General features: G+C 38.7%; 24 protein-coding genes. 4 read left to right on the plus strand and 20 right to left on the minus strand.

All coding sequences use genetic code 11. The features are described 5' to 3' along the window. Window positions 1-59: 59 nt before the first annotated feature. The 5 genes from H9648_RS05575 to H9648_RS05595 form a co-directional block, all read right to left on the minus strand. Complete coding sequence (locus H9648_RS05575) at window positions 60-521, minus strand: SRPBCC family protein (RefSeq protein ID WP_191752908.1); 462 nt, start codon at window positions 519-521, stop codon at window positions 60-62. 12 nt (window positions 522-533) lie between these two features. Further along, window positions 534-1,019: a DinB family protein gene (locus H9648_RS05580; protein WP_191752909.1), complete on the minus strand. Its 486-nt coding sequence runs from the start codon at window positions 1,017-1,019 to the stop codon at window positions 534-536. Window positions 1,020-1,094: 75 nt separating this feature from the next. Continuing rightward, window positions 1,095-2,108, minus strand: a complete 1,014-nt coding sequence (locus H9648_RS05585; RefSeq protein WP_225218750.1) for a Gfo/Idh/MocA family protein — start codon at window positions 2,106-2,108, stop codon at window positions 1,095-1,097. Window positions 2,109-2,236: 128 nt separating this feature from the next. After that, on the minus strand, window positions 2,237-2,815 hold the full coding sequence (locus tag H9648_RS05590; RefSeq protein ID WP_191752910.1) for a hypothetical protein: 579 nt from the start codon (window positions 2,813-2,815) through the stop codon (window positions 2,237-2,239). A gap of 427 nt (window positions 2,816-3,242) precedes the next feature. Next, window positions 3,243-3,776, minus strand: coding sequence for a GNAT family N-acetyltransferase (locus H9648_RS05595; protein ID WP_225218751.1), 534 nt, complete (start codon window positions 3,774-3,776; stop codon window positions 3,243-3,245). Between the two features lie 497 nt (window positions 3,777-4,273). On the opposite strand from H9648_RS05595, the gene H9648_RS05600 reads away from it, so the two are divergent. Beyond that, window positions 4,274-4,612, plus strand: a complete 339-nt coding sequence (locus H9648_RS05600; protein ID WP_191752911.1) for a hypothetical protein — start codon at window positions 4,274-4,276, stop codon at window positions 4,610-4,612. Window positions 4,613-5,007: 395 nt separating this feature from the next. Here H9648_RS05600 and H9648_RS05605 read toward each other — a convergent pair whose 3' ends face one another. After that, window positions 5,008-6,087 carry a diguanylate cyclase gene (locus tag H9648_RS05605; protein WP_191752912.1) on the minus strand — a complete coding sequence of 360 codons (1,080 nt, stop codon included), beginning with the start codon at window positions 6,085-6,087 and terminating at the stop codon, window positions 5,008-5,010. A gap of 173 nt (window positions 6,088-6,260) precedes the next feature. Between H9648_RS05605 and H9648_RS05610 the strand changes: the two genes are divergently transcribed. Further along, window positions 6,261-7,337 carry an FAD-dependent oxidoreductase gene (locus H9648_RS05610; protein WP_191752913.1) on the plus strand — a complete coding sequence of 359 codons (1,077 nt, stop codon included), beginning with the start codon at window positions 6,261-6,263 and terminating at the stop codon, window positions 7,335-7,337. Window positions 7,338-7,423: 86 nt separating this feature from the next. On the opposite strand, the gene H9648_RS20975 is transcribed toward H9648_RS05610, so the two are convergent. The 12 genes from H9648_RS20975 to H9648_RS05670 form a co-directional block, all read right to left on the minus strand. Beyond that, window positions 7,424-8,851, minus strand: coding sequence for a dihydrolipoyl dehydrogenase family protein (locus H9648_RS20975; RefSeq protein ID WP_191752914.1), 1,428 nt, complete (start codon window positions 8,849-8,851; stop codon window positions 7,424-7,426). Then, a complete protein-coding gene (locus H9648_RS05620; protein WP_191752915.1) occupies window positions 8,848-9,447 on the minus strand; it encodes a CDP-alcohol phosphatidyltransferase family protein in 600 nt (199 codons plus the stop codon). Before H9648_RS05620 ends, H9648_RS20975 begins: the two co-directional genes overlap by 4 nt. A gap of 10 nt (window positions 9,448-9,457) precedes the next feature. Beyond that, window positions 9,458-10,111 (minus strand): TVP38/TMEM64 family protein, encoded by a 654-nt coding sequence (locus H9648_RS05625; RefSeq protein WP_191752916.1) that lies wholly within the window; start codon window positions 10,109-10,111, stop codon window positions 9,458-9,460. 27 nt (window positions 10,112-10,138) lie between these two features. After that, a complete protein-coding gene (locus H9648_RS05630) occupies window positions 10,139-11,068 on the minus strand; it encodes an ABC transporter ATP-binding protein (RefSeq protein ID WP_191752917.1) in 930 nt (309 codons plus the stop codon). Between the two features lie 3 nt (window positions 11,069-11,071). Further along, entirely contained in the window at window positions 11,072-12,745 is a 1,674-nt protein-coding gene (locus H9648_RS05635; protein WP_191752918.1) for an ABC transporter permease, read from the minus strand. Then, window positions 12,723-13,964 (minus strand): ABC transporter substrate-binding protein, encoded by a 1,242-nt coding sequence (locus tag H9648_RS05640; protein WP_191752919.1) that lies wholly within the window; start codon window positions 13,962-13,964, stop codon window positions 12,723-12,725. The genes H9648_RS05635 and H9648_RS05640 overlap by 23 nt, the downstream gene beginning before the upstream one ends. Before the next feature lie 456 nt (window positions 13,965-14,420). After that, window positions 14,421-15,689: an aminopeptidase P family protein gene (locus tag H9648_RS05645; protein WP_191752920.1), complete on the minus strand. Its 1,269-nt coding sequence runs from the start codon at window positions 15,687-15,689 to the stop codon at window positions 14,421-14,423. Between the two features lie 117 nt (window positions 15,690-15,806). Next, the gene (locus tag H9648_RS05650; RefSeq protein WP_191752921.1) at window positions 15,807-16,286 is read right to left on the minus strand and encodes an NUDIX domain-containing protein; all 480 of its coding nucleotides are present in this window, start codon (window positions 16,284-16,286) and stop codon (window positions 15,807-15,809) included. Beyond that, complete coding sequence (locus H9648_RS05655; RefSeq protein WP_191752922.1) at window positions 16,287-16,649, minus strand: NUDIX domain-containing protein; 363 nt, start codon at window positions 16,647-16,649, stop codon at window positions 16,287-16,289. Between the two features lie 58 nt (window positions 16,650-16,707). Further along, the gene (gene pepT / locus H9648_RS05660; protein ID WP_191752923.1) at window positions 16,708-17,940 is read right to left on the minus strand and encodes a peptidase T; all 1,233 of its coding nucleotides are present in this window, start codon (window positions 17,938-17,940) and stop codon (window positions 16,708-16,710) included. 342 nt (window positions 17,941-18,282) lie between these two features. Beyond that, complete coding sequence (locus tag H9648_RS05665) at window positions 18,283-18,429, minus strand: glycine zipper domain-containing protein (RefSeq protein WP_191752924.1); 147 nt, start codon at window positions 18,427-18,429, stop codon at window positions 18,283-18,285. 78 nt (window positions 18,430-18,507) lie between these two features. Further along, complete coding sequence (locus H9648_RS05670; RefSeq protein ID WP_191752925.1) at window positions 18,508-18,930, minus strand: DUF1801 domain-containing protein; 423 nt, start codon at window positions 18,928-18,930, stop codon at window positions 18,508-18,510. A 185-nt stretch (window positions 18,931-19,115) separates the two neighbouring features. On the opposite strand from H9648_RS05670, the gene H9648_RS05675 reads away from it, so the two are divergent. Further along, window positions 19,116-20,165, plus strand: coding sequence for an NAD(P)/FAD-dependent oxidoreductase (locus H9648_RS05675; RefSeq protein WP_191752926.1), 1,050 nt, complete (start codon window positions 19,116-19,118; stop codon window positions 20,163-20,165). 115 nt (window positions 20,166-20,280) lie between these two features. On the opposite strand, the gene H9648_RS05680 is transcribed toward H9648_RS05675, so the two are convergent. Together H9648_RS05680 and H9648_RS05685 are read right to left on the minus strand one after the other, a co-directional pair. Beyond that, a complete protein-coding gene (locus tag H9648_RS05680; RefSeq protein ID WP_191753233.1) occupies window positions 20,281-20,634 on the minus strand; it encodes a VOC family protein in 354 nt (117 codons plus the stop codon). A 29-nt stretch (window positions 20,635-20,663) separates the two neighbouring features. Then, window positions 20,664-21,965, minus strand: a complete 1,302-nt coding sequence (locus tag H9648_RS05685) for an Nramp family divalent metal transporter (RefSeq protein ID WP_318243490.1) — start codon at window positions 21,963-21,965, stop codon at window positions 20,664-20,666. 310 nt (window positions 21,966-22,275) lie between these two features. Here H9648_RS05685 and H9648_RS05690 point away from each other — a divergent pair, with 310 nt between their 5' ends. Further along, window positions 22,276-22,590, plus strand: a complete 315-nt coding sequence (locus H9648_RS05690; protein WP_191752927.1) for a MerR family transcriptional regulator — start codon at window positions 22,276-22,278, stop codon at window positions 22,588-22,590. Window positions 22,591-22,601: the final 11 nt, after the last annotated feature.

The following is a 22,601-nucleotide window of genomic DNA, read 5'->3' on the forward strand; positions in this document are numbered from 1 at the left end:
TATTTTTGTGTTAAGAAATAACGGATATTAAAAAAACGCATAGAGTTCCTATGCGTTTTTTAAAATTCAATTATAACCGACGGCAGTGTACGACCTGTTTCCAGCAATGTCTTCAGGTTACTCAAGATTGCTGGCCAACCATTGTTATACCCCACAAAAGTATCCTCTTCCTCAACTATATCCTCCTCCATCAAATGTTCATGGCGAAGTGTCAATCTTACCGTTCCGTTTATCTCTTTTAGTGTAAATGTTGCTACGGTCGGATTTTCACGCTCTTCTTCGTCCCATTTGTTATGCCAAGTAAAAGAAAGTTCTTTTTGTGGGTCGCACTTAATAATTTCACCCCAATCAGTAACCTTACTGCCGCGTGAATACGTAATGCGTGAACCTTCTTTCCATTCTGATTCCACTCGACTGCCGAAAAAGTATTGTTCTGTTAGATCTCCGTTGGTCAGAGCCTCCCACACTTTCCTAGTAGTAGTCTCTATGTAAGTAATATATACAAACTTTAGATTCTCCACATTCTCGTCCCCTTAATGAACACCTTTTTTAGAATCCCAGTTCCCTTTAGATTTTCTGATCTCTATAATCTGCCCGATATGATAGGCATTATGGATGTTTACATTAGCAAGCACAGAATACCAAGGATCGTGACGGTCTTCATGAGCAGAAATATCAAAAAAACTATCCTCTGCTTCTTTTATTACCGAGGCCCAATCCGTTAGTATAGCAAACAATTGATTCTTAGCTGTTTCCCAGTCCTGACTGTTTTCGTTCTCAAACGTCTCATCATTGCTTTCAATCTTTTGCTGGGGCGAATTTCCTTTAAACCTCTGTAAGTAGCGTTCGTTCCAGAAAATCAAGTGGTTGACGATCTCCCATATGGAGTTGCTATTTCCTGTTTTTTCTCTTGCTTGTTCAGCGGTAAGTTCTTCAAGTGCCCGATCAACAGGAACAAACCAGTTTGGTTCATTATGGTTTGCTGCCATTTGATTCAATAAAATTGTTTTTTGATTCATAAAAAAACCTCCTTGTGCAGAACTGTTTACGAACATACATTCTGCACAAAGAGGTTGGATTCCTTTTTATTAACTTCAAATATTTTGCTTTACTTCTAGTTCTGATAACTGTACACGACGACCTTCTTTACTTGAAATTACCGCCGCTTCATTTATGGCAGTTAAATTTACGATATCATCCCTTGAAACCGTCGACTTTGTACCTTTTCCAATGGCATCAACCCATTGCTCCATATTAGAAGAAATCGGGTTCGGCAGCTCCGGGTTTACCCAATCCTCTGTGTTAAGGTGCTTACTTTTAACCCTTACCTCTTGCCCTTCTACCATGATCGTGCCTTCCGTGCCGTAAAGTTCGAGTTGCTGCGGACTTCCATAAGATAAGAAACCCGTCTCAATCATACCCATAGCACCTGATTCATACTCCACCATAACGATAGCGTTATCATCTACACCTAATTTGTATAATTCATTTAGCTTACCGCTTACTGCTTTTACTTTCCCGCCTAAACGATTCGTTAAATAGATCGGGTGTGCCCCAAGGTCGATCAGCGCACCTCCACCACACTCTTCTTTATTATAAAAGTGCTGTGGCAGCCACCCTTTTGGATTTTCTTCCGAAGGTACAGATCCGTTATGTGCAACACGGCATCTGATGTATGTAACATCTCCAAGGAGTCCTTTGTCTACTGCTTGTTGGGCAAAGAGATAAAAGCTTTCTGTCAGTCTTGGTAGATTCACCATTAATTGTACGTTATTTCTATCTACGGCCGCTAAAATTTCTTCGCACTCTTTTACTGTAAAAGCGAGAACTTTTTCAGTAAAAATATGTTTCCCATGGTTCGCAGCAGCAATAATAATCTCTTTATGACGGTCGGTAGCAGTAGTGACGATTACTCCGTCAATGTTCGGATCATCAAGCACGTTCTGTAGGTCCGCTTCAAACGATACCCCTAATTCTTCCGCCCACTGGGTACCCCGCTCTTGCTTTTCATCCCAAACCGTTTTTATAGTAATTGCTTCATTCTCCATTGCTTCTCGTGCGTAATCGACAGCATGCACGTGCCATTTACTGAGTAGAGCTACATTCATTATCTTCACCACTCCTCAAGCTAGAATTATTTCCATTATACATAAGAGACGCCTGCAGTACACAACAAGCTATACTGTGTTTTAGAAGTCTAGAAGTTTACCAAAAGTTATTTGATTAACTTCTAGATTTAAATACTACTTTTAACTGCGCCTTCTATTTTTACCATTCTATTTTGAAGTGACTCTACAAAATCTCCCGTATGATCAAAATAAAGATGCACTTTATTAATCTCTTGTTTTTGTCCAAAGTAACCTCTTGCTTGTACTGGTTCCTTAAACACGATCTCGTATTTCAGCTCATCGCTAATCCCAAAAATAATCGTAATTATCCTTGGAAAAGCCGTAGCATGGAATATTTTCTTTTCGTTTATGATACCTCCACTTTTGTTGTACTTGATTGAGGCAGGCTGTATATAGTCAATCTCACTTAAATCAAAATGTAGAGATCGTCTGGCACCAATTTTCATCCTTACTTTCTCTTTGGTAATACGAAAAGGGGTATTTCTCATTAAGTTATAATCACCTAGCATGTAGATAACACTGTAAATATGTAAAACTAGCATAATAAGAGCTATATTTGGTTCTTCTTTTTTAAGGTAAATATGGAACACAATCATCTCAATGATCTGTTCGTGGATTAATGCTAGAAATAGATAAAAATAGCTGGAGTTTTTATGAAAGAGGTAACTATCATTCTGAATCATCATACGTTTTCTAGTTCTCCATTTAAAGAAAGCATGGTATAAGATGTTCCACTCCTTTTTAATGAGTAATAATAGAGGGTTCTGATCTATGTTTCCTTTCTTATACATAAGAAACAAGTAAATAAACAAACTCTCAAATAAAATGATGATTATGACAATTGAGATTAATAGTTGGCGATCCGTAAATACCTCTCCCTTCCTTCACCATATTCTTCGATTTAATTGTAAAGGAATGGGAATTAATTAACAGGAAAAATAAGGGTTTTCATACTTTCGTAACAATTTTATGGCGAATTCGTTAACTTACCTCTTATTGGGAGGAATAAAGATTGAACTTGCTATTTATAATCACACGTTATGTAACATTACGAACAAAAAAAGCCGTACTCGAAAAGCAAAATCTTCTCAAGTGACGGCAAAAAGTTATGAGTCAAATCGTTTTATAGTACAAGATGGTTGTGTCTAATCCACCTTTTTCATTCTTAGCGAAAAAGGGTATTCGCCCAGCCTCTTGAAAACCAAACGACTGATAAAGTAGATTTGACGTATCCCCTTCCCTTGTATCTAAGACAAGCAGCGACAGTCCAATTTCTTTTGCTCTTTGTTCTGCGTGAAGCAGCAGTTTTCGCCCGATTCCTTTTTGTCTGAACGCTGGGTGTGTCATCAGCTTAGCTACCTCTGCCCGATGAGTGCCGTTTGGTTTTTTACACAAGTGAAGCTGAATGGTGGCTGCGATCGCACCATCTATTTTTGCAACCCAAAACATGATGTCAGGGCTCACACAGTTTTTCCAAAAATCATCAGCTTCTTGTTTTTTTAGCGGAGGCAAAAAGCCGATGGAAGCTCCTTCATCTACTACTTTTATTAACAGATCAGATAGCTCGTCTTTCCATTCGTCTACATTCCGTATCTCAACAATTTCCATTCCCTTTAACCCCTTCATGAACATTTGTTTTTCATTCATTTTAATACTCCTTTTCATTGAAAAGAAGAGGGATTTGTCGAAAATCGGATAAAATATTTTATAGGTGAAATTATGAAGGTTATCCGTGAAATTATTAACTCTATCCGTGAATATATGAGAAGTTACCGTGAAATTAATCAAGGAAGTTAAAACTTCAGAGCCAGATGTTCGCGCGATATGTACAAAGTTGATTTGTTTGTCCATATGTAGAATACACCTGTTGTTTCTAACAAAAATGGGGGTAAATCATGTTAGCCGGCAGCATTTCAAATTGATTTTACCAACCATGCATTCTTGTCATATCCTCTTTTTTTCAAAAATCCAATGTGTTTCACGTTAAATAACTTGTTTCGATTCAATTACACTTTCAAATCAATTAATGATCTTACAACTTCGGTATAAATCTTTACTCGTGCTTCTTGTTTCTTAAATTTGTCACTCCGCTTCAGCCTATGCATACACTATGTTAGAGAATAGCTTTGGGGGAGGTTTTTACGATGAAACATTCAAAAAACAGTTTATTCTCGAAACATCATAGATCTCATAACGAGAACAAGGAGCATCATCAAACAAGCTGCGATGGTTGTATCTGTGGGATTTTCCGCCGATTAAATGAGGAATGTAATGAAGGGTGTACAACAAACAATCAGTTTTTCTACATTTTGCCAAAAGGGGAAAGCCGTCTAGTCGGTGATACCCCTTTTCTCTTTCGATTCCTGCGCTTTGAAGCTGAAAGTTGCTGCGTATTTTTTGAGACTATGACTGAGCAGAATACGGTCACGTTGCAAGTTGCTGTAGATTGTCACGAGATTAGCGGTATCGTACCTATTCAATAAAAGAGGTGATCTTAAGATGTTAACAAATTGTGGCTGCTCCAACCATTCCAAATGTGATGGCTGTGCATGCTGTATCTTGAAAAATTTAGCTCAGCAAGTATCTACCCAATGTGATAGCAGCGCGAACCCCTCTATTCTTCTTCTAAACAAAGGTACGAGACCCTATTCGACTTACGGCTGGTCTACAAAATAATTCGACTACATTTCAATTATTAAAATTCGATCCTGATTCTTGTTGTGCTTACTTCTCGTATGTTGACGATTTAAGTGTTACACGAACTTTTATCATCGATTGCAGAAATATTAGCTTTATCGCCATAGGACCACAAGGAATGAACGGGGACATGGCTTTATAGCAAAAAAGGGAACGTTTATCTCGTTCCTTTTTTTAAATTTCATTGATTGGCTGTACATACTTTATTTCTGCCCGTTCTCTTCGCCTCATATAAGGCTTTGTCAGCATCTTTAATCATTAAGCTCCCATTCATTGTAGTCTCCGGGAAGTTAGATAGCCCGACAGAAACCGTAATGTTCACTTCTGTGCCACTGTTTAAAAGGAATGCATGCTCTTCCACTGTTGATCGGATTCTTTCTGCAATTTTCTTTGCTTGATCCAGTGAACTATCTACGAGTAAAACAGTGAATTCTTCTCCCCCGTTCCTGCTGACGATGTCTGTTGGCCGTGCGCATGATCTAAGGATTAATCCTAAATCTTTTAAAACAACATCACCTTCTGAGTGCCCATAGGTATCATTAATTTTTTTAAAGAAATCGATATCAATATACAGTAAAGACAGCTTTTTCTTCTTTTCAAGATCTGCCATACAACTGTTAAATATTTCATCAAATTTTCTTACATTGTTTAGCCCCGTCAAAGAATCGATCGTAGACTCTGCTTTATACTTATCAAACATCATCTGACTCTTAAATAAAATATGCAGTACCTGAAACGCTACATAACCTGAGAGAAACGACACGAACCAATATCCAGGAATTAAGTAGAATAGCAATTGTTGATCCTCAATCAGATAGAAAAATAAGAGGGTTGTTAATAGATTTGCAAAAGTTAGCATCGACCATTTTTTTATCTGATGGCTCAAGTTCGTTCTTGCAATTATGATAGCAAACAATGTAATAGCGATCATCAACAAACCTGAAGTGTAAGATGAGATGTTGATCCCAATAAAAAAACGTCCTGCAATAACCAAAGCCATACCTACTACTGCCGGCACTGCTCCACCAAAATAGGCTAGTAGAATAATCGGGATATATCGAAGATCGATCAAAGTTGTACCGATCGGAATGCTGTACTGCATGAGGATATTACTGAACAATCCCCCTGCTACTCCTGTTGTGAGCTTCTTCTTTATAGAAGAATTCATTCTAAGTGGTGGATCTCTCTTAATTTGGGTATACAGAAATAATAGTGCGACTAAGATTGCAAGATTAGCAAAAAGCTGTTTAACAATTATCATTTTTATCACCATCTAGTAAAATACCATATAATACATCCAAAAACTAACATAAATACCAACTGATTTGTTACATTTCTCTTTTTTTACCTTTAAACAAACAAATCATTCGCACGATCCACATCGTCCTTATATGATTAAGTAAAATACTCATCAATCTAACTGGAGTGTTCATTTTGACAAAGCTATTATTAATCGGTGGTGGACATGCTCACCTTTCCATTCTCCGCAGTCTTTTACATGAAGAAATTAGTGATTTAGAAGTTACACTTATTACATCGTCAAAATTTCAATATTATTCAGGGATGTTTTCAGGATTTACAGAAGGTCTTTATAACGAAGAAGAAATCCGTATTGATCTAGAGTCGTTATGCGGTCGAGCCTCTGTCTCGTTTATAGAGGACACCATCATCTCTTTTGATCCCATGCAGAAAGTATTGTTGGGGTTTTCTGGAGGAATCTATTACTTTGATGTGATTTCTTTTGATATTGGTTCTGGGATCTCATCGGACTTAACTCAAACTGTTGGTTTGAACATTAAACCGAACTACCGCTTTACAGAGCAGATCAAAGAATTTCGTTCAAGCGAAAGCCCTGTTATCGTCGGAGGTGGTTCTGCTGGAGTAGAGCTTGCCTTATCGACATCTGCTTGGCGACAAAATCATAGTTTGAAAAACCCGGTAACCTTGATCAGCTCCTCTCCACTACTTCATTCTTATGGAAACAAAGCGACACAGAAAATTAGAGAAATTGCTAATGACCATAATCTCGTATACTACGAAAATGAAAAGATAGAGAAATTGAAGAACAACATCATCATTACTGATAAGGATACAGAAATTGAGTATTCAGCAATCCTGCCCGTAACCGGACCAAAAGCAAGCTCTCTATTTAAACAAGCATTGCTTTCGACTGACAGAAAAGGGTATTTACTCGTTGATGACACACTACAGAACGCTGATTATCCGTATGTGTTTGGAGCTGGTGATTGTGTCTCTTTGGCCGGTTATCCTAATCTTCCGAAGAATGGTGTCTATGCAGTTAGACAAGGACCTGTTCTATGGAAAAATATTAAGCGTTTGATCACAGGCAGACCACTAGTACCGTTCAAACCACAAAAAAAGTTCGTCTCAATCCTTTCGACCGGTGAAAAGCACGGTTTATTTACTTATGGCGACTTCGTTATTTATGGAAAATGGGCTTGGAGCTTAAAGAATCGAATCGATCAAAAATTTATGAACAAACATCTTTAATTCAAGCTGCTATTTTTTATGAGTTTATAGAAGTTAAGTCATCAAAAAAAAAAAAAGCGAGCAGATCATTTTCTGCTCGTACCACTCTATCTAAACCAACTGATGTACTTTTTTGTTAGTTTTGGCAATGTGCCGCTAAACAACTTGCTCCTCCAATACAGATCAGCTGTACGCTGAATAGCAGCGGCATGATTGGGATATGGATAGACCATCTGTGAAAGGTCTCCTATCTTGCTCCCTTTTTTCATTGCAAAAATAACAGCCTGCATCCAATCACCACTACCATTTCCTATTGCATGCCCACCTAGGATCTTACCATTCTGATCGGTAATAATCTTTATCAACCCTTCCGAGCCGTGATCCGAGATAAACCGATCAACATCTGTTAAAGGAACTTCATAAACCGAAAACTTAATTCCTAACTTTCTCGCTTCTTGTTCCGTCATGCCTATATGAAAGATCTCAGGTTGAATATATATGTTCCAGGGGATGTGATTGTAGCTCATTTTCTTTGGTACACCAAGAATTGCATTCTGAACGACAACTTTTCCTTCTTCCCCAGCTACATGTGTGAAAGCGAATTTGCCGTTAATGTCACCGATTGCAAAGATATGGGGTACATTCGTCTGCAACTTTTCATTTGTAGGAATGAATCCTCGTTCATCTTGAAATACCCCAACAGCATTCAGATTTAAATTTTCACTATTTGGCTTTCTGCCGACAGCCAAAAGAATCTGATCATATTCCTCTGTATATTGCTCATTACCTTTGTGAATTGTGACCCTTTTTCTTCCGTTTGATGTTATCTGTACTTTTTTTACTTCTGAATTTAAATGAATCGTTAACTCCTTCTCCAATATGGAAACCGCTGCTTTTTGGATGCTTTCATCCTCTGATGATAGGAGTTTCTTTTCCTTTTCAACTATAGTAACTTTGGAGCCTAAACGTGATAGAGCTTGTGATAGTTCCAGCCCTATGGGGCCACCGCCAATCACAAGAAGCTTCTCTGGCAATTCTCTTTGCTCAAATAAGTTTTCGTTCGTCCAAAACCCCGCTTCCTGCAAACCTTCAATCGGTGGTACGAGGGTTCTTGAACCGGCAGCAATAACTATCCTTTTTCCGTATATCTCTTGATCATCAACTCTCACAGTGTTTGACGAGGTAAATGTTCCCGCTCCCTTATAAAGGTCGACACCTAGTGACGTAAACCGTTCATCACTATCATGCTTTTGAAGCGCTTGTATGGATTGCTGTACACGTTCATTTACCTTTCCTAAGTCAACAGATCCAGAAACATCTAGACCAAGTTCCTTCCCTTTATTTCTAGCCGTAAAGATATCCTTCGAAGCTTGTATAAGAGCTTTTGAAGGTACGCAGCCAACGTGAAGACAGTCACCACCTAGGTGCCGTTCTTTCTCAATTAGTGCTACTTTCGCGCCAAGAGAGCTAGCTCCAGAAGCTACCGTAAGCCCTCCAGCACCTCCACCGATAATTACAACATCATACTTCTTCACATCTCTCTCTCCTTGTGTTGCAAGATTTTCTTAGCTTCAAGCAATCTTTGCAAAGCTGTATAAAGTTCAATCACAAAAAATAGTAATGTTATGAGCGTCAAATAATTAGAGAATAAGATCATAAGACTGAACAAGATAAACCCTTCTGTCCGTTCAGCTAAACCTGCTTGATAGTAGAAAGACTTCATACCTTGCTTCTCACTCACTGCCCCTACTGTTAGAAAGATTGTCATCGAAACGATAATCGACACGGATAAGAGCAAGAGTGGGAGCTGGGAATCAGGGAAAGCCAGCGCTAACCCAATGATCACACTAATCTCTACAATCCGATCAAACGTAATGTCTAACACAGTTCCCCATGGAGAAGGTTTTGTAAGTCGTGCCATCGTACCATCAACTGCATCGAGAAACCCTGAAAACCATAGGACACATACAGCTAGGATCGGCCTATCAAGATAGATCCACACACCTGATGAAGTCCCAATGATAAAAGCGATCCAAGTAACTTGATTCGCACTAAGGCCCGCTTTCAATAATAGCTTCGCCGTACTCAGGATAGTCGGCTGCACATATTTTCTTGCATGAGTATCTAGCATTTACTTTTCCTCACTTCTGATCTTCCACCGATAAGTATTGTTTGATCTGTTTTTTATATAGTACGGGAAGAAGTGTAATAATAATAAATAAGATAATTGCGATATAAAGGATGGTTGAAGTATCAGCTGCCGTGCTCGCTCCTAGGAACGTATAAGCAAATGTTCCTGGAACAATACCTATTAATGTCCCGAAAAAGAATTGGATGCTTCTGACCTTAGACATCCCCGCTGCATAACTAATCAAGTCAAAATGAAAAATCGGAATGAGCCGAAGTAGGATGATAACTAAAAATCCATTCTTTTCTAGCACGTTCTGTAATTTGTTCAGTTTTCTTCCCCATCTAGATTCAATTCGACGAGCACCTATCTTTCTTGCAGCAAAAAAAGCAAGAAGAGCGCCGATCGCAGCTCCTATAAGAGTAAGAAAGAACCCCAAAACCGGCCCAAATGCTAAACCTCCTGTCAAAGAAAGAACAGAAGCAGGAAACAAAACAAAAGGTCTGATGGAATACAATAATACATATACGAAAGGTGCCACAGCTCCCATTGTTAAGATCCATCTACGAACTGATTGAGGTGTAACGTCTAGAATCGTTTGATTCAAAACAATGAGTGTTACAGCCAAAACAACAAAAAATATAATAGAGAAAATCGTCTTCTTCATCTCTTATTTCTCCAATCTTAACACCGCTTATCCTTCGAAAACTTTTACCTGCTCACCAACATTCACCTTTTCTCGATTTGTTAATGTAATGACAGCCTCTGAATGTTCGATAGATAAAACACTATGATACTTCCCGTCTTGATAATAGGTTTCTATCACTTCAGCTTTTCTTCCATTTTGATCATCATTTCTTCCCATCTTAAGACGGCTTACGGGGATGAAACGCTCTTCCGTCCAAATTCCCCCTTGAAGAAACGAAGCTACAAATGAATTTACTGGAGATTCATATAACACATGTGGACTATCGAGCTGTTGGAGCTTACCTTCATTTAACACAGCTACACGATCTCCAAGAGCCATTGCTTCCTCTAGATCATGCGTGACGAACAAAACGGTTATGTTTTCCGATTTTAATAGATGTTTGATCCATCTCCTCGTCTCTTTTCGAAGTTCCGTATCTAGACTGGAGAAAGGTTCGTCCAATAAAAGGACTTTAGGATGTACAATCAGAGACCGTGCCAAAGCTGCCCGTTGTTTCTGTCCACCAGAAATCTCATGAGGAAAACGAGATTCTAATCCTTCTAAACCCACTCTTTTCATCATTTCTTTGCTTTTATCATATCTCTTATTTTTACTGACTTTTGCCATCTTTAGTCCGAAAGCTACATTTTCTAAGACATTCATATGCGGAAATAGAAGTGATTCTTGAAACATATATACCACTGGTCTTTGTTGTGGAGGTACGTTTGTTAAATGTTCACCATCAATCATGATCTCTCCCGTGTCTGCTTTCTCTAATCCGGCAACCAGTCGAAGTAAAGTAGATTTCCCGGTACCCGAAGGACCGACTATGGAAATAATCTCTCCCTTTCTTACACCCAGTTGATTCAGGTTCAGTACTTCTTTATCTTTGTACACTTTTCTGATGTTACTTAATTCGATAAAATGAGATTCCATTCTTCACCTCGGTTGTTTTGGAATAATAAATCTTAAAGCACCTTCTATTAACAGCCACACAGCTATAGGTATCATGGCAAATAGAATCGAAAAACTTGCGATCACTGCGTCATTTGTTGTTTGAAAATAAGGAAAGAATAAGATTGCCATCGTGTTGACTTCTCCACCGCCGATAAGTGCTGTTAAAAAATACTGTCCGAGTGAAATCACAGTAACAAGAAAAACAACGCTTCGGATACTAGGGATCAGCTGTGGCAAATAAACATTCCGGAACACTCCCCATGAACCTGCACCAAGAGAAACCGCAATTTCTTCCTGTCTTTTGCCGATTCGCTCAAATCCTGCGCGCATCACTTTTATCGTATAAGGAAGAGTTGGTAATAGGTGAACAATGACTACTCCTGTCCAATGATTAGCGATGCCAAGTTTAATAAAAGTTAGATGTACGCCAAGCGCGATTACGATAGAGGGTATTAAGATAGGAGACAATAATAACGTCTCTACCACACTTTTACCTTGGAAGATATGAAACGCCAGGCCTTTCGCAGCTGGCAGTCCAATCAATAGATTCAGCAATAATACTAGTAAGCTAATGCCTAACGAAGTATAGATCGCCTCTGTAAATTTTGGGCCATGCCATAACATTTCGTGCCAGCCTCTCGTCGTTAATGAGCTTGGAAGGAGCTCTCCATATTCCCACCTTTGGACAAAACTGGTCAGCACTAGTATTAAAATAGGCAGCAACGTCATCCCTAACATAGTAAAAAATAGGACTCTTGAATACTTACTATTCTCAGCTTTTAAATCGTGAAATGACCCAGAGCTTTGAGCTAAGTGGATCCTTCCTTTCCTAGTGAACACGTATGTCATAAAGACAATAAGAACGATAAATATTGTCAAAAGAAACATGGCAGCAAAAGCGTACGGCTGTTTTGTCCAATCTGATCCAAAGAACCAGTCATAGCTGATGACAGGAATCATCTTAGGATAGGTTGCTCCTAGGAGTGCAGGAACTTCATAAGCGGAAACAACAAAAGCAAAGACGATAAAAAACGTTTCTAACATGACAGGAAAAACGTACGGCCTCTCAACATGCCAGAATACATCCCATCTTCTCCCTCCAAGGGTATACACAAGCTCTTTTTGAGCGTTCGATAGCTGTTCATATACTGGAAGCAGCATCAGAATGACAAAAGGTACTTCTTTCCACACGTAAGTGATGATGATACCTATTCCAAAAGAATCTTTGAACAGAATAGGAAACTCATCCGGCCGGTCAAGTAGTCCACTTCCATTTAATAACGAAGAAATATACCCGGTTTGGGAAAAGAGTAGAAACAGCATATATCCCCAGACGAAATGAGGAAAGACCATAGGCATCCAAGCGATTAGCTTCGGAAACTTACTTTTTAGCATCGGATATAGTGACCTAACGATGACCAGCCCGATTAAAATGGAAAGGATTGTTGATATAAAAGCAATTCGGAGACTGTATAGGATAGATGTGATAAAAATTCCATCACTAAACAGCTCTCGATAAACACTTAAGGTTGGTTGATTGTAATACTTAATACTCTCTAGAAAAGCCATTACTATTCCATAGCCCAGGAGAAGAATGGTTATTAGAACAGCTGGAGCAATAAGTACATAAGGATTACTTGTTCTGAACCACTTCATTAACCCAATTCTCCTTCAGCCATGCAACATACTCTGAATCTATTTCTGGCTGCAAATATTTTTTTAAAGTTTCAGCGGGTAAAACCGATTCTCCACGTTTGATGGTTTGAAGTTTCTTTTGATCTGCCGCTGAAAGTCGCGCTGGATCAAGGGACATATTTTCACCCCAAAATTCAGAGTCTAACTTTGTTAACTGAGCTTCAGGAGATAGCATAAGATTAATAGCCGTCATCGCACCTTCTTTGTTGGGACTATTAAAAGGAATCCCTAAAAAGTGAGCATTTCCTAAAGAACCTGATTTCATAACGAACGATCTTGTTGTTGCGGGAAACACACTTTGTTTCATTAATTTCTCTGCTCTTGCCTCGTTATAACCCATCGTCATGTATACTTCGCCTTTGCTGTACAAACGATCAAGTTCTGTTAAATCATTCGGATATGTCTTCCCTTCTCTCCATAAATAAGGTTTGATCTCGTTCAAATAACTCCACATCTTCACACTATTTTTCTGAGCAAAATCCTCATCATAGCCACTGTCCAAAATGTTTTTTACGTTTCCACTAGACTCATAAAATAGTTGACGAACAAAAGCATTACCTGTAAAGTCTGCAGGATCATGGTATGTAAATTTCCCTGGATTTTCTTTTACCCACTGAGCTAATTCTTCAAATGATTGAGGTGGATTTGGCACCTTTTCTTCATCATATTGATAAACGAACTGCACTTTTCCCCAAGGTGCTTCTAAGCCCTCTGTTTTTGTTCCAAAGTCATATTGTATATCTAATGACTTAGCATCCACATATTTTTTGTAGTTTGGCATTTTATCAACAAAGGGACCAAACAACAGCCCATTGTCTTTTGCATTCTTGAAATTCTCACCATTGATCCAGATGATATCCATATTTCCATCATCTTTCCCTGCTCTTTTTTCATTCGATAGCTTTTTTAAAAACTCAGGAGCATCCATCGGTACTCGTTTCAATGTGATATTATAATCTTTCTTTAACCGTGGAGCGACCCAATCATCCATATAACGATTGATCCCTGTGTCTCCACCCCACATGTACATTCTGACTGTCTTGTTCTTAGTGGTCTCTTCAATTTCTCGCCAATCTTTCTTTAATATGGCTTTAGATTCTTTTGCTGCATCCGTTGATGGGGAACATGCTGACACGAATAATATCAGCATTACCCAAACCAACATTCTCATTTTTTTCATCGTATACTCACCCTCCACTAAGCTAACGTTACATCTCATCATTTGGTTCATTCTTTTTATTGGTAATTTATTGTTTCCCTTTTTTTGTCCAACTCACGTACAAATTCTGAAGAAATTTTGTATATTTTTTTATGTATGTATTGAAAGCTATGAATCTCAAGAAAAACGAGAAAAAAAAGGCTATTTTCTTAAAAATTGTTGCTTTTAAGTCTTTATTATTTTCTTCTTTGACATTGATTGTAGTGGAAGGTGCGAGACTCTTGGCTAGGACAGGCGGGCAGGTGAGACACTTAAAAGTGAAACGTACGAATGTGGCTCACCGCCTGCCCCGCGGAAAGCGAGCATCTGCAACGGAAATCAAAAACTGTCAAAAGTAACAATGAATACGAAAACAGCCTTTAGAAAAGAGCATAAAAAAAGAGACCTTTTGACAAAGGACCTCTTTTCTAAAACCTATTAAGCTTTTACCGCATGAACACCTTGAGTAGCCATAAACTCTTCAATTTCCTCTACTTCACGGAAAATATCTTTGGATAAGTTCTCGAATCCATCTTCTGTTACTAAGATGTCATCTTCAATACGAATGCCGATCGCTTCTTCCTCGATATAAAGTCCAGGCTCTATCGTTATGACCATTCCAGGCTCTAAGATGCGATCTTTGTAAGAACCAACATCATGTGTATCAAGTCCAAGGAAATGGCTCACACCATGATAATAATAGTTAGAGATCTCATCATCATTTTGAATTAAGCCGATACGTCTGCACTCTTCTGCTAATACTTTTTTCGTATGATTATTAAGTTCGGCAAAGGCAAGACCTGGCTTAATGATAGCCGTCGTTTCTTTAAGCGCTTTAAGTACGATATTGTAGAGAACCTTTTGACGATCTGTAAACTTCCCATCGACTGGGAACGTATAACTGATATCCGCGTTATAATAATCCTTTTGTGCTCCTAGATCGAGAAGAACGAGCTCACCGGGATTCGTTTGTGCGCTATTATGCTCATAATGAAGAATCGTAGCATTTTTTCCGCTTGCCGTAATCGTCTTGAATGCGAAATCACGTACACCGTTTGATTTTAAAGTAAAGTCAAAATGTGCTTCAAGCTGATTTTCTTTCATTCCAGCTTTCGCGTGTTTCAGCACATTATAGATGCCTTCTTTCGTAATGGAGATCGCTTCTTTAATCTTTTGAATCTCTTCTGTCGTCTTGAACACACGCAGATCAGTAACTTCAGGATATACGTTGTGAATCGTCACATGCGGATAATGTTCTCGAATATGTTTTGCGAATTGTGATGTTTCAGATGGGGCACCCGTCCATCCACGGCGTTCTAGATCTAAACAAACATGATGAGCTTGATTTGTAAAGAATTGACTGGCAACAAACGACTCAAAGCTATCCACATATTTGATATCTTTTATCCCTGATTGATGCTCTGCTTCCTCTTTAGAAACGGTTTTCCCGACCCACTTTTCCATGACCGGATCAGCTTTTTCGATAAATAGTGTTTCTTCAAATTTATCACCGCTCTTTTTTAGCACGAGGATCACGTTCTGTTCAGAGATCCCGGATAGATAGTAAAAGTTACGGTTTGGTGTGAATGGATATTGTTCATCTGCTGATTTTTGCGGAGCTTTTCCTGCAAAAAGAATAGTTAAAGATTCCTCTGGAAGCACTTCTTTTAATCTGCTTCGATTACGTTCAAAAAAATAAGACTCCATGTGGATCCTCCTTAAATCGTTTTAAAAACGACTGATTAGTTTATTTATATATGTATATAGTATAAAGATTTTTTGATAGTAATAACAGCTTTTTTCAGAATTTTATAAATGTGATAATTATACCTTTTCGTAATTCTCCAGAGTATGTTCTTCAATAAAAGCGTTGTACCGTTTCTGATCTATAAACGCTTTTATATGTCTTTGTACTTTGGGGTACAGAGTGATTTGTTCTAAATCCTTAAGGGGAATCCATTTTACGCCAGTCTGATTCAGATCTGGCTTATCCGGTAATCTAGGTTCGGAGTCTCCTATACGAGTGCACTCAAACATGAGTCCTAGTGAATGTGTTGTTCCGTATTTATTATCAGTCAGATGTGGTGCATACTCATACGTGAACGCGAGTGGACCAACATTTACTTCTATTGCTGCCTCTTCTCTCGCTTCGCGTTTTGCTGCTTCTTTTACAGATTCATTTGCTTCAACCCCACCTGCCGGTAAATTGTAATGAAGACCTTTCTCATCATGAAACTCAATTAACAGAATGGCATCGTTTTCAATAATCAAAGCCCCTGCTCTAACACGAATGGGATAGCTCATTTACACAACCTCCATAGTCTTAAACACCATTTCAACTACAGGTCTTGAAACATCATCAAAATAACGATTATCTTTTAGATCAATCCATCGTACGTCAAGTATGTCTTCATCATCTTCAATAGAGAGGGTCCCTGAGATCCGTTCACAAAGGAAGGTTTGTTTCTCTTTACTCTGAAACAGGGATTTAATTATTTTTACGGTATAGCCTGTTTCCTCCATCACTTCTCGTACGCATGCTTGTTCAAAGGTTTCGCCGTCTTCAACTCCTCCACCTGGATAGTTCCATACAATATCCCCGCGTTTCACTTTTTGACGTACTAACAGAACCTTGCCTTCATGAATGACAACACCTTGCGCTAACATATATACTCCCCCTAGTGAGAGATAAAAGCTAACCAAAAGATATTGGTTAGCTTAATAGTTAATCTTTCTGCTCAAACAACTGCACAAGTTCAATGATGACTTGAGTCGCTTTGATCATATTATCGACAGAGATATATTCGTGACGGCCGTGATAGTTTTCTCCGCCAGTAAAGATGTTCGGAGTCGGAAGTCCCATAAATGATAGCTGAGATCCGTCTGTCCCTCCGCGGATTGGTTTGATGTTCGGTTCAATATCGAGCTTTTTCATCGCTTCAGAAGCGAGATCAACAATCTCTTTAACCGGTTCAATCTTTTCTTTCATATTATAATACGTGTCGTTCAGTTCTAATTGAATTTTATCTTGGCCATACTTTTCACGCAGTTCCTCCACAATCTCTTGCATTCTATCTTTTCTCTTTTGGAAAAGTTCCTTGTCATGGTCGCGGATGATGTAATACATGTCCGTTTGTTCTACGTCACCCTTTAGACCCGTTAAATGATAGAACCCTTCATAGCCTTCCGTATGCTCAGGTGCCTCTTCAACAGGAAGCTTTCCGTTCAGTTCCATAGCAATTTTTGCAGCATTAACCATCTTATTCTTTGCAGATCCAGGGTGAATGTTCTTTCCTAGAATACGAATTCTAGCACTAGCCGCGTTAAAGCTCTCATACTCTAATTCACCTAAAGGGCCGCCATCCATCGTATAGGCATACTTTGCTCCAAACGCTGCCACATCAAATTTATGAGGACCGCGTCCGATCTCTTCATCCGGAGTGAAAGCCACTCGAATTTTTCCGTGCTTAATCTCTGGGTGTTCGATCAAATACTTCATCGCCGTCATAATTTCAGCGATGCCCGCTTTATTATCAGCACCGAGCAATGTTGTGCCGTCCGTTGTGATCAACGTGTGCCCCTCATAATCTTTTAAACTAGGAAAGTCATTTGGAGACAATTCGATATGTAAGTCTTTATTTAAGATAATCGTTTCTCCATCATAGTTTTCAACGATCTGCGGTTTAACGTTCGTTCCGGTAAAATCAGTAGCTGTATCCACGTGTGCAAGAAACCCAATGACCGGGATGTCTTTATCAGAATTGGATGGTAAAGTCGCCATAACATAGCCGTTTTCGTCGACTGTTACTTCTTCCATACCAATTCCTTTCAGTTCCTCAACAAGCATGTTTGCCAGTGTCCACTGACCTTCTGTTGTTGGAGTGGTGTCACTTCTTCCGTCAGATTGTGTATCTACTTTTACGTATGTAATAAACCGATCCATTATTTCTTGTTTCAATTTTCAATCAACTCCTATTGTTTTGCTTTATGATAGCATGTTTTACAAACATTACATATTGCTAGATTACAAAAAAAATGTACGTTTTCACTCGTCTTGATGTCTAATCAACTTGTCCTCTTCCTGCATATGATGTATTACCAGCACCAAACAAAGGTGTTGTGAAAATAATGGGGTGATTTTAATGGGTTGTTGGAAAAAAGACAAATGTGAGTCTTCTTCACACTATATCTATCTAAAATGTAAGCGTTGCAAGAAAAAGAAGAAGAAAAGCTGCGGCTGTCACAAAAAACATTAATCAAAAAAAGGAGTCCTGTATCGGGCTCCTTTTCAAATATTCTTCTATTTAGATCCAAGACCAAATGCAATTCCTAATGCAATGCCTATACCAATACCTAAACCTACGTTTTTAAGTGCAATGCCGATTGCTACACCAATTGCAATTCCCATCGCCATTCCACTTTTATTAGGTTTAGTACCTTTCTTCATAATCGGCTCACCTCCTTTAAGAATCAGGAACTCGAGAGCACGCTCAAATACCTGACGATAGTTCCTCTGTATAGATACTTATTCTTGAGGATACGTTTTTAACAAAAACTCAACAGAATTGTTTATTAGTTTTTTTAACACTTCCACATCAACATCAGCTAGTTTATTAATGTATACACAAGCCGCACCCGTTGTATGCTTACCGAAGTGCTGAAGCAGTTCAGCTCGACCGGGGTCTCCTGGTGCAAAATACAGACTGATCTTTGCTTTCCTTGGTGAGAACCCAACAAGAGGCGCGTCCCCTTCATGCCCTGTCTTGTATTTGTAATGATATGAGCCGAATCCAATAATGCTCGGTCCCCACATCTTAGCTTCAAAACCAGTTGTTTGTTGAAATATATCAAGCAGCTTATATGCATCATCTCTCTTCTTTGGATGATCCACACTCTCGATAAACTCCACGACACTCTGATCCGTTTCTTTTGTCTTTTGCTCGTACATAAATAGCTCCTTTATAATGTGTAATTTTGAAGATAAACCTTCTATGTCTAAACCTTCTACATCTTTAGCTAATCCCCTTTCTTGCTAACACTTTCAATTTCCTGATTGTAAAGTTTTAAGACTGATTGTATACTACTAATTGAGAATGATAATCAATATTATGTTCCAAAAAGGGAGCGAACATTATGGATCAACATAACGTTTTCGATGTTACCATTATCGGCGGCGGTCCAGCAGGCCTTTACTCAGCTTTTTACAGTGGCCTTCGTGAAATGAAGACAAAAATTATCGAATTCCAACCGCAGTTAGGTGGAAAGATTCATGTATATCCAGAAAAGATGATTTGGGATGTTGGAGGACATACTCCTCTTCCAGGTGCAAAACTTATTGAAAAACTCGTTGAGCAAGGACTTACGTTTAATCCTGAAGTAGCACTAAATGAGAAAGTAGAATCTATTTCACGAGATGAGAACGGAATTTTTATTTTACAAGGTTCTTCCGGTGAACAGCATTTCTCTAAAACGGTTATCGTTGCGGTTGGGAGCGGTATCTTAAACCCTCAACGACTTGATATTGAAGGTGCTGAAAGATTTGAAGTGTCCAACTTAAACTATACGGTTAAATCCCTTCAGCATTTTAAAGATAAGACTGTAGTTATATCAGGTGGCGGAAATACTGCAATCGATTGGGCGAATGAATTAGTTCCGATCGCGAAAAAAGTGTATCTGACTTATCGAAAAGGAAATCTAGCTGGACATGAAGCGCAAGTAACACAATTGATGAACAGCTGTGCTGATTGCATTTTTAACACTTCGATCTCAAAATTATTTGCGTGTCCCAACCATGAAGTTATTGAACAGATCGAGTTAACAAATCACGAAACGGGTGAGATCTCTTACCTTCCTATCGATGAAGTCATCATTAACCATGGCTATGAACAAGATACATCTCTGTTAGGAAACAGCGGATTAAACATTGAACTAGCGGACAACTTTTATATCGCAGGAAATGCTAATAGTGAATCTTCTATTCCAGGATTGTATGCAGCTGGGGATATCCTCAAACATGACGGAAAGTTAAATTTAATCTCTGGTGCTTTCCAAGACGCAGCAAATGCAGTAAATAAAGCAAAACAGTTCATCCAGCCCGATGCACAAGAATTTGCGATGGTTTCCTCACATAATGAGGTGTTTAAAGAACGTAATCGCGAGCTAGTCAAGCAGATGGTGAGATAATAGATAATTTGAAAACAAAATACCTTACTTTAACCCGAATTGATTCTAGTTAGGTGTTTTGTTCAATTAATTTTTAAAAGCTCAGAGCAGCCTCTGAGCTTTATTTGTTCGTATTTTATTTTTTATTCTGTATTAATCCAAAACCTATACCTGTTGGATCATTAAGGTAAGCCAGATAAAACTCTTCAAATCCCATCTTTTCTCTTACAATAGTCGCCCCGTTTTCAACGGCTTGCTCAATCGCAGCATCAATCACTTCAACTTCGATTTGAATACGAGTTCCATGGGGAAAATCTTGTGGACCTTTAGCGATTCCACCATTTATACTCCTATCTTCACCTTCATTAGTTGTTGCAGCCCAATAATCCCATTGAGGTTCTGCAATCTGCCACCCAAATACATTGCAATAGAAATTTACTGCCTTTTCGGGTTCTTGACTGCTAAGTTCAAAACCTACAACTTTTCCGATATTCTTCTTCATAGCAAAGTCCTCCCTATTTAAAACAGCTTTTGCAGCTCATTTATTCCTAAAAAGGCGAACATGAGGAGACACCCGATCAAGACTGCATTGGTTAACCACTTGTTGCGATATTCCGCATCCACTTTTTTAGAATTCAATAAGATAATGAGTGAGATTGCAAGAAACGGCATGAACAATGCACCTAGCACACCATATATAATAATCAGCTGAACAGGCTTTCCTAAAAAGAAGATCAGCATTGGCGGGAATGTCAGCCATGCCAAATAAGCACGATATGACTTATCTTTTTCTGTAACCGGCTTAACTGAATGTAAGTCTTCCTTTTTCGTCTTGATTGTTCTTAAGAAGTCCGCAAACAGATAGGGCACACCGTTCCAAACGCCAAGAAGTGAAGTGAAAGCAGCAGACCAGAACGCGATTAAGAACAACCAGCGTAACGGTGTTCCGAATTCTTGTCCTAACAGTTCAGCAAGATTAAGAAGACCTTGGTCTCCTTCTAACTTTACATCCGTTCCAAATAAGAACTTAGCTCCGATTACGAGTGCTGCCATAGTGAAGATTCCAGTAATCACATATGCCGCTTTCGTATCTAGCCTCATAATGGGAACAAAGTCTTTTCCTTTCCAATTCTTTTCTCTTAGCCAATATCCATAAGAAGCCATAGTAATCGTACCGCCTACTCCTCCAATCAATCCAAGAGCTAACATGAGTGATCCGTCTGGCATTTTGGGTACAAAACCACCGGCAAATTCACCAATTGAAGGCAAAAAGAGCAATGATGTACCAATAATTGTGATGAACATGACACCGATTAATACCGTCATTATTCTTTCAAAAAGCAAGTAACGGCCTGTCCAAACGAGTGCAAAACCTAATAAGGAATGAACGATTGCCCAAGCCCAGATCGGCATGATCGGAAGCATCGCATGCATGCCTAATCCACAAGTCATCGCTGCGGTGGCACCGTAAATGTAGCCCCAGATGACGGAATAAACACCAAAATAGCCAGTCGCCCACTTCCCAAGCGAATGCCAGCCTTGAAGAATCGTTTGTCCTGTCGCGAGGTACCAGCGTCCGACCCCTTCATTTAAAAAATACTTTAGAATAGAACCGATAACAATCGCCCATACAAAAGTCATCCCGAATGAGGTACCGATTACAATGGCAGTTACTAGATCTGCTGTACCTACACCTGTTGCTGCTACTACGAAACCAGGACCGATCATTTTTAATTTTTGACCCATCGTTTGAGGCGGTACTGGTTGATTCCTAACGGCAACAGTATTAAGTTCATTGTTTAATTTCAATTCATTGTTCAATTTCAGCTCCTCCTTCTTCTACAAATATTCTTCTACAAATAAAACGCTTTCAATATAGCATCTGCTAATTATGTCATATGTCTGAATATTTTATCAACTCCTTTTGTACCCATTCCCTCTTCACGATAGTTCTTTAGAAAATGACTTTTTTCATACTTATAAGAAACTAAACAAAGGAATAAAATTGTATTCACCAAGAAAAAAGTACTGGAATAAACTATATGTAAGAAAACCTAACATGAGTATGATATAATAAATAACAATATTTAGAATTGTCTGGTTTTGTACTTCTTAGGATAGGAGGCTTAAAATGCCTGTTGATAAATCATCTTATAAAGATAAAAAGGTCATGTCTATCGGTATCATCAGTGAACTTACTGGTTTATCAGAGCGGAAGATCCGTTACTACGAAGAAAGGAAACTGATCTTTCCAGAAAGAACAGGTAAAGGCACGCGTAAATACTCTTTTTCGGATGTCGAACGTCTTATGGAAATTGCTGATCAAATTGAAGATGGTGTACAAACATTTGAGATTAAAAAAGAACTTACGAAAAGACAGATACGTGACGAACGTAATAAAATGATTCGCGGACAGATTAACGCTCAATTTAATATGAGAAATTGAAAACAGCTGGC

Source organism: Fictibacillus norfolkensis (genome assembly GCF_014836645.1).
GTDB classification, from domain to species: domain Bacteria; phylum Bacillota; class Bacilli; order Bacillales; family Fictibacillaceae; genus Fictibacillus; species Fictibacillus norfolkensis.

Excerpts from the sequence above, each read along its gene's own strand:
- H9648_RS05635 (WP_191752918.1), bottom strand. The coding sequence starts at position 12,745 with ATGAAGTGGTTCAGAACAAGTAATCCTTATGTACTTATTGCTCCAGCT.
- H9648_RS05580 (WP_191752909.1), bottom strand. The coding sequence starts at position 1,019 with ATGAATCAAAAAACAATTTTATTGAATCAAATGGCAGCAAACCATAAT.
- H9648_RS05670 (WP_191752925.1), bottom strand. The coding sequence starts at position 18,930 with ATGTACGAGCAAAAGACAAAAGAAACGGATCAGAGTGTCGTGGAGTTT.
- H9648_RS05600 (WP_191752911.1), top strand. The coding sequence starts at position 4,274 with ATGAAACATTCAAAAAACAGTTTATTCTCGAAACATCATAGATCTCAT.
- H9648_RS05665 (WP_191752924.1), bottom strand. The coding sequence starts at position 18,429 with ATGAAGAAAGGTACTAAACCTAATAAAAGTGGAATGGCGATGGGAATT.
- H9648_RS05605 (WP_191752912.1), bottom strand. The coding sequence starts at position 6,087 with ATGATAATTGTTAAACAGCTTTTTGCTAATCTTGCAATCTTAGTCGCA.
- H9648_RS05630 (WP_191752917.1), bottom strand. The coding sequence starts at position 11,068 with ATGGAATCTCATTTTATCGAATTAAGTAACATCAGAAAAGTGTACAAA.
- H9648_RS05675 (WP_191752926.1), top strand. The coding sequence starts at position 19,116 with ATGGATCAACATAACGTTTTCGATGTTACCATTATCGGCGGCGGTCCA.
- H9648_RS05585 (WP_225218750.1), bottom strand. The coding sequence starts at position 2,108 with ATGAATGTAGCTCTACTCAGTAAATGGCACGTGCATGCTGTCGATTAC.
- H9648_RS05595 (WP_225218751.1), bottom strand. The coding sequence starts at position 3,776 with ATGAATGAAAAACAAATGTTCATGAAGGGGTTAAAGGGAATGGAAATT.
- H9648_RS05645 (WP_191752920.1), bottom strand. The coding sequence starts at position 15,689 with ATGGAGTCTTATTTTTTTGAACGTAATCGAAGCAGATTAAAAGAAGTG.
- H9648_RS05640 (WP_191752919.1), bottom strand. The coding sequence starts at position 13,964 with ATGAAAAAAATGAGAATGTTGGTTTGGGTAATGCTGATATTATTCGTG.
- H9648_RS05620 (WP_191752915.1), bottom strand. The coding sequence starts at position 9,447 with ATGCTAGATACTCATGCAAGAAAATATGTGCAGCCGACTATCCTGAGT.
- H9648_RS05650 (WP_191752921.1), bottom strand. The coding sequence starts at position 16,286 with ATGAGCTATCCCATTCGTGTTAGAGCAGGGGCTTTGATTATTGAAAAC.
- H9648_RS05625 (WP_191752916.1), bottom strand. The coding sequence starts at position 10,111 with ATGAAGAAGACGATTTTCTCTATTATATTTTTTGTTGTTTTGGCTGTA.
- H9648_RS05655 (WP_191752922.1), bottom strand. The coding sequence starts at position 16,649 with ATGTTAGCGCAAGGTGTTGTCATTCATGAAGGCAAGGTTCTGTTAGTA.
- H9648_RS05690 (WP_191752927.1), top strand. The coding sequence starts at position 22,276 with ATGCCTGTTGATAAATCATCTTATAAAGATAAAAAGGTCATGTCTATC.
- H9648_RS05590 (WP_191752910.1), bottom strand. The coding sequence starts at position 2,815 with ATGATGATTCAGAATGATAGTTACCTCTTTCATAAAAACTCCAGCTAT.